Source organism: Hansschlegelia sp. KR7-227 (genome assembly GCF_049446035.1).
In the GTDB taxonomy this organism is placed as follows: Bacteria; Pseudomonadota; Alphaproteobacteria; order Rhizobiales; family Methylopilaceae; genus Methylopila.
In genome coordinates, this window is record NZ_JBMSEA010000003.1 from 41,865 (window position 1) to 54,546 (window position 12,682).

Annotated in this window: 11 protein-coding genes; 6 read left to right on the forward strand and 5 right to left on the reverse strand. The window is 69.9% G+C overall.

The window, feature by feature from the left end; translation table 11 throughout:
* The first annotated feature begins 73 nt into the window (after positions 1 to 73).
* On the forward strand, positions 74 to 493 hold the full coding sequence (locus ACO2RJ_RS17700; protein ID WP_423269455.1) for an EVE domain-containing protein: 420 nt from the start codon (positions 74 to 76) through the stop codon (positions 491 to 493).
* On the forward strand, positions 454 to 1,173 hold the full coding sequence (locus ACO2RJ_RS17705; RefSeq protein ID WP_423269456.1) for a class I SAM-dependent methyltransferase: 720 nt from the start codon (positions 454 to 456) through the stop codon (positions 1,171 to 1,173). Before ACO2RJ_RS17700 ends, ACO2RJ_RS17705 begins: the two co-directional genes overlap by 40 nt.
* On the opposite strand, the gene ACO2RJ_RS17710 is transcribed toward ACO2RJ_RS17705, so the two are convergent.
* Positions 1,170 to 3,911, reverse strand: a complete 2,742-nt coding sequence (locus ACO2RJ_RS17710; protein ID WP_423269457.1) for a M10 family metallopeptidase — start codon at positions 3,909 to 3,911, stop codon at positions 1,170 to 1,172. The genes ACO2RJ_RS17705 and ACO2RJ_RS17710 overlap by 4 nt on opposite strands.
* Positions 3,912 to 4,239: 328 nt before the next feature.
* Here ACO2RJ_RS17710 and acs point away from each other — a divergent pair, with 328 nt between their 5' ends.
* Positions 4,240 to 6,195 (forward strand): acetate--CoA ligase, encoded by a 1,956-nt coding sequence (gene acs / locus ACO2RJ_RS17715; RefSeq protein WP_423269458.1) that lies wholly within the window; start codon positions 4,240 to 4,242, stop codon positions 6,193 to 6,195.
* 40 nt (positions 6,196 to 6,235) lie between these two features.
* On the opposite strand, the gene ACO2RJ_RS17720 is transcribed toward acs, so the two are convergent.
* From ACO2RJ_RS17720 to ACO2RJ_RS17735, 4 genes are all read right to left on the reverse strand, one after another.
* On the reverse strand, positions 6,236 to 6,679 hold the full coding sequence (locus ACO2RJ_RS17720; RefSeq protein WP_423269459.1) for a thiol-disulfide oxidoreductase DCC family protein: 444 nt from the start codon (positions 6,677 to 6,679) through the stop codon (positions 6,236 to 6,238).
* Positions 6,680 to 6,775: 96 nt separating this feature from the next.
* Positions 6,776 to 7,300 (reverse strand): L,D-transpeptidase, encoded by a 525-nt coding sequence (locus ACO2RJ_RS17725; protein WP_423269460.1) that lies wholly within the window; start codon positions 7,298 to 7,300, stop codon positions 6,776 to 6,778.
* A 165-nt stretch (positions 7,301 to 7,465) separates the two neighbouring features.
* Positions 7,466 to 8,092 (reverse strand): extensin family protein, encoded by a 627-nt coding sequence (locus ACO2RJ_RS17730; protein ID WP_423269461.1) that lies wholly within the window; start codon positions 8,090 to 8,092, stop codon positions 7,466 to 7,468.
* Between the two features lie 82 nt (positions 8,093 to 8,174).
* Positions 8,175 to 8,366, reverse strand: a complete 192-nt coding sequence (locus tag ACO2RJ_RS17735; RefSeq protein ID WP_423269462.1) for a DUF1674 domain-containing protein — start codon at positions 8,364 to 8,366, stop codon at positions 8,175 to 8,177.
* Between the two features lie 121 nt (positions 8,367 to 8,487).
* On the opposite strand from ACO2RJ_RS17735, the gene htpX reads away from it, so the two are divergent.
* The 3 genes from htpX to ACO2RJ_RS17750 all read left to right on the forward strand — a co-directional run bounded on the left by htpX (position 8,488) and on the right by ACO2RJ_RS17750 (position 12,669).
* Positions 8,488 to 9,438 carry a zinc metalloprotease HtpX gene (gene htpX / locus ACO2RJ_RS17740; RefSeq protein WP_423269463.1) on the forward strand — a complete coding sequence of 317 codons (951 nt, stop codon included), beginning with the start codon at positions 8,488 to 8,490 and terminating at the stop codon, positions 9,436 to 9,438.
* Positions 9,435 to 10,808 (forward strand): RsmB/NOP family class I SAM-dependent RNA methyltransferase, encoded by a 1,374-nt coding sequence (locus tag ACO2RJ_RS17745; protein WP_423269464.1) that lies wholly within the window; start codon positions 9,435 to 9,437, stop codon positions 10,806 to 10,808. Before htpX ends, ACO2RJ_RS17745 begins: the two co-directional genes overlap by 4 nt.
* Before the next feature lie 97 nt (positions 10,809 to 10,905).
* Positions 10,906 to 12,669 carry a heparinase II/III family protein gene (locus ACO2RJ_RS17750; protein WP_423269465.1) on the forward strand — a complete coding sequence of 588 codons (1,764 nt, stop codon included), beginning with the start codon at positions 10,906 to 10,908 and terminating at the stop codon, positions 12,667 to 12,669.
* Positions 12,670 to 12,682: the final 13 nt, after the last annotated feature.

Here is a 12,682-nt window from a genome sequence, read left to right on the forward strand (position 1 = left end):
CCCGTCGCAGCTCGGGCATGGGGATCGCCCACGCCGATCACACATCGCAGCATCGTCCGGAGAGACCTGTCCCATGGCCTACTGGCTGTTCAAATCCGAGCCCGATTCCTGGTCGTGGGAGCAGCAGAAGGCGGCCGGCGCCGACGGCGCGGAATGGACCGGGGTGCGCAACTACCAGGCGCGCAACAACATGCGGGCGATGAAGCTCGGCGACCGCGGCTTCTTCTACCATTCGAACGAAGGCAAGGAGATCGTCGGGATCGTCGAGGTGGCGAAGCTCGCCCATCCGGATTCGACCGCCGACAATCCGACCTGGGAGTGCGTCGACCTTCGCGCCGTCGCGGACGTGCCGAAGCCGGTGACGCTCGCCGGCGCCAAGGCCAACCCGAAGCTCGCTGGGATGGCGCTGACCTCGAATTCGCGTCTCTCGGTCCAGCCGGTGACGGACGACGAATGGGCCGAAATCTGCCGGATGGGCGGCGTGAAGGCTTGAACGATCCCGCGCGGCCTCCTCCCCTCCATGACCACGCGGCCTTCGTCCGCGCCGAGACGCGGCTTCGACCCGTTCCGCACGCCTCGGAGATTTCGCTCCACGTCGCCGACGAAGCGACGCCGCTGTGGTCGCGCACGGAGGAGGAACTGGCGGAGGTGGGCCTGCCGCCGCCGTTCTGGGCCTTCGCCTGGGCCGGCGGCCAGGCGCTGGCGCGCCATCTGCTCGACCACCCCGAGATCGTCCGCGGCAGGCGCGTGCTCGACGTCGGCTCAGGCTCCGGTCTCGTCGCGATCGCCGCGATGAAGGCCGGCGCGGCCTCGGCGCGGGCGGTCGACGTCGACCGCTTCGCGCTCGCCGCCATCGCGCTCAACGCCGCGGCGAACGGCGTCGCGGTGGACGCCTCCGGGGCCGACCCGATCGGTCGCCCGCGACCGCCGGTCGACCTCGTGACGGTCGGCGACCTGTTTTACGAGCGCGACCTCGCCACCCGACTGCTCGCCTGGCTCGACGGCTTCCTCGCCGACGGCGTCCCCGTGCTGATCGGCGATCCCGGCCGCAGCTACCTTCCGAGAGCCCGCCTCGTCGCGCTTGCGAGCTACGCCGTTCCCGTCACGCGCGACCTCGAGGACGCCGAGATCAAGACGTCGACCGTGTGGCGGCTGGTCCCGGCGGCCGGCTAGAACAAGAAGTCCGCCGCGCCCAGCGCCGAGACGCCGACGCCGCTCAGCGTGAGGGTCGGCCCGTCCCTCCCGAAGGTCAGCGTCGCCGTCGACGCTCCGGCCAACGTGACCTCCGATCGGAAATCGGCGAAGCTGGCGAAATCGAAGGAGCGTAGGTCGATCCGGTCCTGCCCGCCCGCGGGGGCGGCGTCGAAGTCCGCGATGACGTCGTCGCCGAAATCGCCGCGGAACACGAAGCGGTCCGCGCCTTCGCCGCCCTCGAACTGGTCGCGTCCGGAGCCGGCGGTGAGGACGTCGGCGCCCGCGTCGCCATACAGGAAGTTGCGGCCGGCCCCGCCGTTCAGCACGTCGGCGCCACGGCCGCCATGGATGTCGTCGCTTCCGGCCCCGGCGGTGACGGTGTCCGCGCCGCTGCCCCCAAAATAGTCGAGCTCCTCGATTCCGCTCGAGCTTGACCCGTCGCTGCCCTTGGCGCCGTTGACGAAGAAGGAGAGGCCCTTCGATTCCCCGCTGCGGTCGATCGCGAGCTTGTCGAAGCCAGCGCCGCCGATCGCGACCACTCTCCCGCCGCCCGCGAGCAGCACGTCGGCGCCGTTCCCTCCGTCGAGCGTGTCGTCGCCTGCGCCGCCCTGGAGGTAGTCGGCGCCGTCCGCGCCCACGAGCGAGTCGTGGCCGGTCCCGCCGGTCAGGTTCTCGTCGTCGACGTCGCCGATCAGCGTGTCGTTGCCGGCCTCGCCGTCGACGCCGAGGTCGTCTCCTCGGCCGGTGTGGATCTCGTCGTTTCCTTCGCCGCCATACAGCAGGTCCGATCCGATTCCGCCCCAGAGGACGTCGTCGCCCTCCTCGCCGTCGAGATAGTCGTCGCTTTCGTCTCCGAAAGCAGTGTCGTTTCCGAGGCCCAGCCGGATCGTGTCGACGTCTCCGCCGCCGCGGACGACGTCGTCGCCGGCATAGCTTTCGAGCAGGTCTCGCCCGCGGCCGCCCGCCAGCGTGTCGGCGCCGATCGCGCCGTAGAGCGCGTCGTCGCCGTCGCCGCCGGTGAACTGGATGCGCGCGATGCCTTCGGCGCTCGAGCCCTCGAAATCGTAGAATCTCGCGAACTTGTCGGGCAAGTCGCTGCCGAAGAAGTAGCCGTCGTCGTCGCCGCTGCGGTCGAGCACCAGCCGGTCGTTCTGGCTGCGCGCGCCGACCGAGTTGCCCGCGGGCGTGACAAGCCCGCCATAGACCGTGAACACGCCGTCGCCGACGACGAGCGCGTCGGTCCCCCGGCCGCCGACCAGCGTGACCGCGCCGTCGCCGCCGTTCAGCGTGTCGTTGCCGTCCTGGCCGTTGAGATAGATCGCGGGCGCGCCCCTCACCTGGACGTTGTCGGCGCCCTCGCCGAAGATGAAGCCTTCGACGCCCGTCAGTTGATCGCCTCCGCCTTCGGCGAAGCCCGTCACGTCCCAGGCTCCGACCGCGGCCGCTCCGATGCGCGCGATCGTCACCGACACGCCGGTCTTGTCGGTGTAGGCGGCGTAGTCGACGCCGGTCCCGCCGGAGATCGTGTCCGATCCGGCCCCGCCGGTCAGCGTGTCGTCGCCGACGCCGCCGCGCAGCACGTCGTTGCCGCGACCCGAGTCCAACGCGTTGTTCGCGACGTTGCCGCCAAGCGTGTCGTTCCCCGAACCGGTCGTCGCGTTCTCGATCAGGGAGCGCAAATCGTCCTGGTATTGCAGCGCATTGAACACGTTGCCGCGCGCCGCCTGCGTGACGACGCCCTTGACCACCTCGAGCTGAGCGATCTGGGCGTTCAGGTCGACAAAGCCGCCCGGGGCGAGGTCGACGTCGATGTTGGAGCCGTATGTCGCGAAGTCGTAGGTGTCCTGGCCGCCGCCATCCCAGATCGTCATGAACACGACGTCGTCGAGCGGCGTCCACTGCTTCACGCCGTTGATGGAATAGGAGCCGTCGGTCGGATCCCAACTGTAGGTCGTGGCGCGTGACTGGGAGGTGAAGTCGGCGCCGTACATCGACTGCAGCGCCGCGATGTCGAGCATCATCAGCGTCTGGGCGTAATGGCCGGCGGGGTTGGAGTAGCCGCCCTTGACGTCATCGCCCACGTAGGAGCGGTACGTCATGACCGAGAACTCCATCGAGTCCCACTCCCGCGGCAGCGCCGCCCGCACGAAGTCGTTATCGAACTCCTCGCTCTCGTGGCCGTGCTTGAGACCCATGGCGTGGCCGGTCTCGTGAAGGATGGTGTGGTATGCGTAGCTGCCGACGACCGGGTTGGCGGCGGTGAATTTGTCTTCGTTGAAGAACACGTCGCCCGACATCCAGTTCTGGATGTCGATGTCGGTGATGCCGTCCTCGTCGTCCGGCATGTAGGCGTAGGCCGGCGCGTCCGTGTCCTCGTTGCTGAAATCCGTGATGCCGTAGCGGATCCGCGACCCCTGCTGGGCGTTCTGGTCGATGTCGAACCGGAAGGTCAGGATGTTCCGGAACTCGGCCGCCGCGTCGGCGATGCCCCGAACCATGTTCGCCGGCATCGCGAAGACGTCCTCGGCGTTGGAATCGGGATAGTCGTCGATCAGGGCCTCGCGCGAGTCCTCATAATCGTCGTAACTGTCCGTGATCGAGTACCGCATCACGTTCTGGCCGTAGAGCGACCAGTGATACTGTCCGAGAAGCCCGTCGATCTTGGCGTCGCCGGTGGCGCCGGTGTCGTCGATGTCCTCGTCGCCGATGCTGCTCATGATTTGCGTCCCCCGGTGACGCTGCGCCCCCGGGGCGCCTCGCAAACGCCCTTCGCCGCGCTCGCGCGCACGCTGATATCTCCGCCGTCGTCGCTCACTGCCCCACTCCGCAAAGGACGCGCCGCCGCCGGCACGGTACTCCCGCGGCTGAGCTCTGTCATTGGAATGTTTTTGGACTCTTAAGTGGTCGAACGACCGCTTTTCGGTGCGGAGCGCCGTCCCAAAGTGCGATGGCGAACGCCTTGAGGCGCCCGCGGCTTGAACCTAGAGTTCCGGCGAGCCCGTCGGTTCATGGCGGGAGCAAGAAACGCGACTGGGAGCGCGCCCGATGTCCGACAAGATCCACGCGGTGCCGGCGGAATGGGCCAAGCGCGCTCATTACGACAAGGCGAAATACGACGCCGACTATGCGCGCTCGATCGAGGACCCCGACGGCTTCTGGGCGGATGAGGCGAAGCGCGTCGACTGGATCAAGCCTTTCACCAAGGTGAGGAACGTCTCCTACGCGCCCGGAAACGTCTCGATCAGATGGTACGAGGACGGCTCGCTCAACGTCTCGGCCAATTGCGTCGACCGCCACCTGAAGGACCGCGGCGACCAGACCGCGATCCTGTGGGAGGGCGACGACCCCAAAGACTCCAAGGCCATCACCTATAAGGAGCTGCACGATCACGTCTGCCGCTTCGCGAACGCGCTGAAGGATCGCGGCGTCAAGAAGGGCGACCGGGTCACGATCTATCTGCCGATGATCCCGGAGGCGGCCTACGCCATGCTCGCCTGCGCTCGCATCGGGGCGGTGCATTCGATCGTGTTCGGAGGATTTTCGCCGGACAGCCTCGCCGGCCGCATCGAAGGCTGCGAGTCCCGCGTGCTGATCACCGCCGACGAGGGCCTGCGCGGCGGCAAGAAGGTGCCGCTCAAGAAAAACGCCGACGCAGCGATTGCGAAGGTCGGCAATGTCGACACGGTCTTCGTCGTCACCCGCACGGGCTCCGACGTGCCGATGACGGAGGGACGCGACATCCGCTACGAGGACGCCGTCGCGAGCGCCTCGCCCGACTGCGAGCCGGAGGAGATGAACGCGGAAGATCCGCTGTTCATCCTCTACACCTCGGGCTCGACGGGAAAGCCCAAGGGCGTCCTGCACACCACCGGCGGCTATCTCGTCTACGCCGCCTTCACGCATGAGGCGATCTTCGACTACCACGAGGGCGACGTGTACTGGTGCACCGCCGACGTCGGCTGGGTGACCGGGCACTCCTACATCGTCTATGGACCCCTCGCGAACGGCGCGATCACGCTGATGTTCGAGGGCGTGCCGAACTATCCCTCGAGCTCGCGATTCTGGGAGGTGGTCGACAAGCACAAGGTCAACATCTTCTACACCGCCCCCACCGCCATCCGCTCGCTGATGGGCGGCGGCGAGGATAAGGTGAAGGCGACCTCGCGCGCCTCCCTGCGCCTGCTCGGTTCGGTCGGCGAGCCGATCAACCCGGAGGCCTGGGAGTGGTACTTCCGCGTCGTCGGCGACAGCCGCTGCCCGATCGTCGACACCTGGTGGCAGACCGAGACCGGCGGCATCCTGATCACGCCCCTTCCCGGCGCGACCGACCTCAAGCCTGGCTCCGCGACGCTGCCGTTCTTCGGGGTGAAGCCGGAGCTGGTCGACGCGGACGGCAAGGTCCTGGAGGGAGCGGCGGAAGGCAATCTCGTCATCGCCGAGAGCTGGCCCGGCCAGATGCGCACGGTCTATGGCGACCATAAGCGCTTCGAGGAGACCTATTTCTCCACCTATCCCAACAAGTACTTCACCGGCGACGGCTGTCGGCGGGACGCGGACGGCTACTACTGGATCACGGGCCGGGTGGACGACGTCATCAACGTCTCCGGCCACCGGATGGGCACCGCCGAGGTCGAGAGCTCGCTGGTCGCGCATGAGAAAGTGTCGGAGGCGGCCGTCGTCGGATACCCGCACGACATGAAGGGTCAGGGCATCTACGCCTATGTCACCCTGATGGACGGCGTCGAGGGCACCGACGAGCTCAAAAAGGAGCTGGTGGCCTGGGTGCGCAAGGACATCGGCCCGATCGCCTCGCCCGACCTGATCCAGTTCGCTCCCGGCCTGCCCAAGACGCGCTCGGGCAAGATCATGCGCCGCATCCTGCGCAAGATCGCCGAGGACGACCCGGACGCGCTGGGCGACACCTCGACGCTCGCCGACCCCGCGGTCGTCGACGACCTGGTTCAGCGCCGCCAGAACCGCAGGAAGGGCCAGGCCGCCTGAGGCCGCGCTTCCGGAACCGAACGTCGGACCCGCGGAGGCGTCAGCCGCCCGCGGCCGGCGGCGGCGCGTCGTCGAGGAAGCGATCGCGATCCTGCGGCGGCGGCCGGAAGCAGCTCTCGTGCTTGCCGAACAGAACGTAGCGGTTCCGCGCCACGCGGTCATAGACGAAGTCCCGTGCCGGCTTCGGCACGGCGCGGAGCGCGCGGGTCCAGCCGAGCCCGTCCAGTTCGCCGAGCACCGCAAGCGCCGCGTCGGACTTGAACAGGAGCCGTCCCTCGAGCGCGACGGCGTTCGTGTCAGGCGCGTGCGGATCGACCCCGGCCGCCGCCGCGAGCGTCTGGCCGTAGGGCGACTGGATCGACGCGAACCGGAAGCGCCGCGAGCGGTCGCGGGCGATCACCGCCCTCACCCAGCGCGAGCACAGCGCGCAGACGCCGTCGAACAGGATCAGCCCATCGGGCCAGTCCGGCGGGGCGGCGCGCATGCGAACCTCCAACGGCGTGCGCTTGCAGCTTAGCCGAGCGGACGATGTGCGCGCGCGCCACACATCGAAGTGGGGACGGCTCGGTCGTCAGTCCCCTCACGGCACCACCACCACCTTGCCGCCGACGCTGACGCGCTCGTAGAGGTCGAGGATGTCCTTGTTGAACATGCGGATGCAGCCATAGGAGGCGAAGGCGCCGATCGATTTCGGGCGGTTGGTGCCGTGGATCGCGATCTCGGAGCGATCGAGCAGGATCGCGCGGGGACCCATCGGGTTCCTCGGCGAGCCGCCGGGGATGACGTCGGGCAAAGACGGCTTGTCGCGCCGCACCTCGTCCGGGGGCGACCAGGCTGGCTGGACATACTTGCCCTTGATGTAGGCCGAGCCGAACCACTGCTTGCCGGGCCGGCCGACGGCGACCCTGTAACGGTAGGCCTTGCCGTTGCCCGTGACGAGATAGAGCGCGCGTTCCGAATTTCGGATCAGGATCGTGCCGGCGCTGTAGGAGGCGCTCTCGAACGGCACCGTGTCCCGGGCCGAGGCCGGCGTCGCCCCCGCGACCACAAGCAGGGCGGCGGCGCCCCATCCGATCACGCGCGCCGACCCACGTCGCATAAGCATTCCCGTCGCCTCGACTTGCCCGGCCCAAATGGGACCCGGACGGTTACTCCACCGGCATGACAGACAGGGCCACGCGTCAACAGACCGTTGCCGACGACATACATAGTTCCACGATTTGTTCGAATTCGGCTTTCCGCGCCCGTCCAGCGGACGTATCCGCGCCAGCTAGCGGCAGCTGTCGAACCGGCCGAGATCGAGATGGAGATGGTCGCGATGCGCGGCGTCATAGTCCGGCGACAGCACGCCTGCGAACAGCCCGCAGGCGCCGTCCCGGACCTCGCGCAGGAAGCGGGCCTCGGCGCCGTCGCCGCGCCAATCGGCGAGGATCGACACGGCGCCGCCGCCGGCGAGAGCGAAGCCTGAGACGTCGATCGCGTTCGCCGTCGCGTGCTGGGATCTGCGGCCGCTCCGTCCTGCGACGTCGCGGCAGGCATAGGTTCCGAGATGTTCGACGCGGGCGACCGGCCGCCCCAGACGCCGCCGGGCGGCTGGCTGCACGACGTGGCGCTCCCATACGACGAACGCCGCCGCGAGGGGGCAGCGCATGACGGGCGACGTTGCGCCAAGCGCCACGCCGCTCACCGTCACGCCGTCGGAAAAGCCGCAGCCGGCCGCCGCGGCGCGCGCCGGAATCGGCGTCGCGGCGACCGCGGAACGCCGGAGGACGGCGGCGCAGGCCTCCGGGGCGGCGCCGAGCATCCGGATGCGCCACTGGGTGAAGACGCCGGGCGGCGCCCTCAGGTCGAGCGGCAGCCACCGGTCGAGATCGGACAGAACGATCGCAGCCGTCACGGCCGCGACCAGCCCCGCGCCCGCAAGGCCCCGGCGGACGAGCCTCGCCGCGACCGGGCGCCGGGAAGGGGCCGGCTCGGTTTCAGAAATCGCTCGCGATTCCCTTGGCTTCCCAGTCGCCGTAGCGCACGGGATCGGGTCCCTTCCGGCCGTCGATCTCGCGCGTCCGCTTCAGCTCGGCCTCGGCGCGCTCCTGATCGGCGCGCCGCGCTTCGGCTTCCGCAAGGGCGCGGGCGGCGGCTTCGGACACGGATTTGCGCGAAGCGTCGTTCATGCCGGGTTCCGTCTCCAACTGATCCGATCGTGTGCGCCATTGGTGGCGGAGCGGTCGCGTCGCGCACATATAAGCGAGGCGCGGCGAGCGCGCATGACACGAGCCGAGGAGACCGACGTCAATGAACTACTTTCGCACGGCGATCCTGCTTGCGGGCCTCACCGCGCTGTTCATGGGCGTCGGATTTCTGATCGGAGGCAAGGGCGGCATGGCCGTCGCCTTCGCCGTGGCGCTCGCCATGAACGCCTTCAGCTACTGGAATTCCGGCAAGATGGTGCTGTCGATGCACGGCGCCGAGGAGGTCGACGAGCGGTCCGCCCCCGAATTCTACGGCATGATCCGCGAGCTCGCGCAGCGCGCGAACCTGCCGATGCCGAAAGTCTACATCATGCACGAGGACCAGCCGAACGCCTTCGCGACCGGCCGGAACCCCGAACACGCCGCCGTCGCCGCGACCACCGGCCTGCTGAACTCGCTCACCCGCGAAGAAGTCGCCGGGGTGATGGCGCACGAACTCGCGCATGTGAAGAATCACGATACGCTGATCATGACGGTCACCGCGACGATCGCCGGCGCGATATCGATGCTCGCGAATTTCGGCTTCATGTTCTCCGGCAATCGCGAGAACAACTCGCCCTTCGGAATCATCGGGTCGATCGCCATGATGATCGTGGCGCCGATCGCCGCGATGATCGTGCAGATGGCGATCAGCCGCGCGCGGGAGTACGACGCGGACAAATTGGGCGCGGAGATCTGCGGGCGGCCCGAATGGCTCGCCACGGCGCTCCAGAAAATCGCGAGCGGCGCGGCCCACATTCCGAACTACGGCGCGGAACGCAATCCGGCGACGGCGCATATGTTCATTATCAATCCCTTGTCGGGCGAACGCATGGACAATCTGTTCTCGACGCATCCGGCGACCGAAAACCGCGTCGCCGCGCTCATGGAGCTGGCCCGGACGATGGGGGCCGGGGGGCGCGGCTACGAGGCGGCGCCGCGGCCGGCGCGTCGTGACGATCCGTCGAGCCCGTGGGGATCTTCCGCCGGCCGTCGCAGCGGGCCCTGGGGTTGAGGGCTCCGACGGGCGGACGTCCGTTCGGCGCTCGCCGCCCGCAAACCGGCTTCGCGCGGCGCGAGCAGCCGGAGCCCGCGGGTCTCGCGCCGCGACGCGCGGCCATTCGCCTGGTCGACGGGGTGCTATCGCGCACCCGCACGCTCGACGCCGCGCTCGAGGCCGACCACGACCCGACGGGCTTTCGTGCGCTGAACGAGCGCGACCGCGGCCTGGCGCGGGCGATCGCCGGCGTCACCCTGCGCCGGTTCGGAACGCTCCGCGGGCTGATCGCGACGCGGCTCGACAAGGGCATGCCGAAGAAGGGCGGCCCGCTCGAGGCGATCCTCGCGACCGGCGCGGCCCAGGCGCTGTTCATGGACGTTCCCGTCCACGCCGCGGTCGATCTTGCGGTCGCCGCGGCCCGGGCCGACCCCGACGCCCGTCATTTCGCCGGCCTCGCCAACGCCGTGCTGCGCTCGATCGCGGCGGCGGGCGCGCCCACGCCCGAACCCGGCCTCGATCTGCCGCCGTGGCTGTTCGCGCGGTGGCGGCAGGCCTATGGCGAGGAGACCGCCGCGGCGATCGCCGACGCCGTCGCGTTCGAGGCGCCGCTCGACCTGTCGGTCAAGGCCGACCCGGAGGGCTGGGCTGCGCGCCTTGGCGGGGTCGTGCTGCCGACCGGCGGCGTGCGGGTGCCGTCCGGCGGTCAGGTCGCAGCCCTCGAAGGCTTCGCGGAGGGCGGCTGGTGGGTGCAGGACGCCGCGGCGTCGATTCCGGTGAAGCTGTTCGGCAATCTCGACGGCAAACGCGCGATCGACCTCTGCGCAGCGCCCGGCGGAAAGACCGCCCAGCTCGCGGCCGCCGGCGCTGACGTCGTGGCGGTCGACAAGTCGGCCGAGCGGCTGACGCGGCTGGCTCAGAACCTGTCCCGACTGGGGCTCTCGGCGTCGGTGCGGGTCGGCGACGCCGCCAGCGTGACGATGGAGCCGGCCGAGGCGGTGCTGCTCGACGCGCCCTGCACCTCGACCGGCACGATCCGCCGGCACCCCGACGTCGCCTGGATGAAGCGCGAGCATGAGGTGGCCTCCCTCAGCCGGATCCAGGCGCAACTGCTCGACGCCGCCGCCCGGCTGGTCGCCCCCGGCGGGCTGCTTGTCTACGGCGTCTGCTCGCTTGAGCCCGAGGAGGGCGAGCGCCAGATCGCCGGCCTTCTCGCGCGCAACCCGAAGGCGCGGATCGAGCCGGTCACGCCCGACGAGCTGCCGGGCCTTCGCGAGGCGATCGACGACCAGGGCTGCGTGCGCGCCCTGCCGTCGCACCTTGCGAACCCCGAGCCCCGTCTCGCCGGTCTCGACGGGTTCTTCGCCGCGCGGCTGCGCATCGGCTGACCCTCCTCGCGAATCGCGACAGCCGGCGGTCGTTGTGGCAGAATCTTGGTCGATGGGGCGTCTTCGCGGCCCCGGGCAGAGGGTGGGAGTGACGGGCGTGGGAGCCCTCGGCGACAGGACGCGTCTACTGGGGCTCGTCCTGCGGGCAGGCGCACGCGCCGCGAAGCGAAGGCTCGGAGCGCTCGCCAGGACGCCGTTGACGCTCGCCGGCCGGACTCCGGAGAAGCTTCTCATCGCGCCGCATGATCTCCGGACCTCGGACCCGACCCGGGCCGGCGAGATCTATAGCGGCGTGTTCGCGTTCGCCGGCCGCACGGTCGAGACCGAGGGGCGGTCCCCGTTCCAGGTCCCGCCGCCCTCGCCGGAATGGTCCGCGGCGCTGCACGGCTTCGCCTGGCTGCGCCATCTGCGCGCGGCCGACACCAGTCTGTCCCGCGCCAACGCCCGCGCGCTGGTCGACGAGTGGATCGCCTTGCGCGGCGGCCACGACGCCCCGGCCTTCGCCCCCGACGTCACGGCGCGTCGGCTGATCTCCTGGTACTGCCATGCGCCGCTGGTGCTGAACGGCGCGGACGCGGCCTTTTACCGACGCTTCCTCAGGAGCCTTGGCCGCCAGACCCGGCGTCTCGGCCGGGACTATGGGCGCGCGCCCGACGGCCTGCCGCGGCTCACGGTTGCGGCGGCGCTCGCCTATGCCGGGCTGTGCCTTTCGGGCGAGGGCCGGCTCGCGAAATCGGCGGCCGCGGAGCTTGCCGGCGAGCTCGACCGCCAGATCCTCGCGGACGGCGGACATGTCAGCCGGAACCCGTCGGCGCTCGTCGCCGTGCTGCTCGACCTACTGCCTCTCCGGCAAGCCTTCACGGCGCGCAACATGGCGCCTCCCCCCGCGCTGATGAACGCGATCGACCGGATGATGCCGATGCTGCGCTTCTTCCGGCACGGCGACGGCGAGTTCGCCCAGTTCAACGGCGCCGGCCCCGCGCCCGCCGACCAGACGGCGACGATCCTCGCATATGACGACGTGCGCGGACGGCCGCACGACGACGCGCCGCATTCCGGCTACCAGCGCCTCTTCGCCGGCGACGCCCTCGCTTTGATCGATTCCGGCGCGCCGCCGCCGGTCGAATTGTCGCGCGAGGCGCATGCCGGCTGTCTGTCGTTCGAGTTCTCGATCGGCGCCGAACGCGTCGTGGTCAATTGCGGCGCGCCGCGTTTCGGCCGGGAGGACTGGGAGGCGGCGGCGCGCGCCACGGCGGCCCACTCGACCCTGACCATCGGCGGCGTCTCGTCCTGCGCCTTCGCGCCGAAGCGGCTGAAGCGCCTGCTGCACGACGCGATCGTCGCCGGACCGAAGGAGGTCGTCTCTCGCCGCGAAGCGACAAGCGAGGGCGTGCGCGTCGTCGCGCGCCATGACGGCTACCTCGACCGCTTCGGCGTAATTCATGAACGCGCGCTTCGGCTCTCAGCCGACGGCCGCCGGCTCGAGGGCGAAGATCTGCTGCGCCCGGCCCGCCCCTCCGCGCCGACGGAGGAGGATCCGCGCGTCGCTCTGCGCTTTCACCTTCATCCCTTGGTGCGCGCGAGCGCCCGGCAGGACGGACAGGGCGTGGTGCTGGCGCTTCCGAGCGGCGCCGGCTGGGCCTTCTCGGCGCCCGGCTTTCCGGTCGAGCTCGAAGACAGCGTCCACCTGTCCGGCCCGCTCGGTCCCCGGCGGGCGGAACAGATCGTGATCCATGCGACCGTGAAGACGGCGTCCCGCGTCGCCTGGTCGTTCGAGAGCCTCGAGCCCGAATCCCAGCCGCGCGGCCGTCGGCTTCCGACCGCCGCCAGCCTGTTCGAGGAGCCGCAGGCCGCCCGATGAGCCGGGCTCCCGC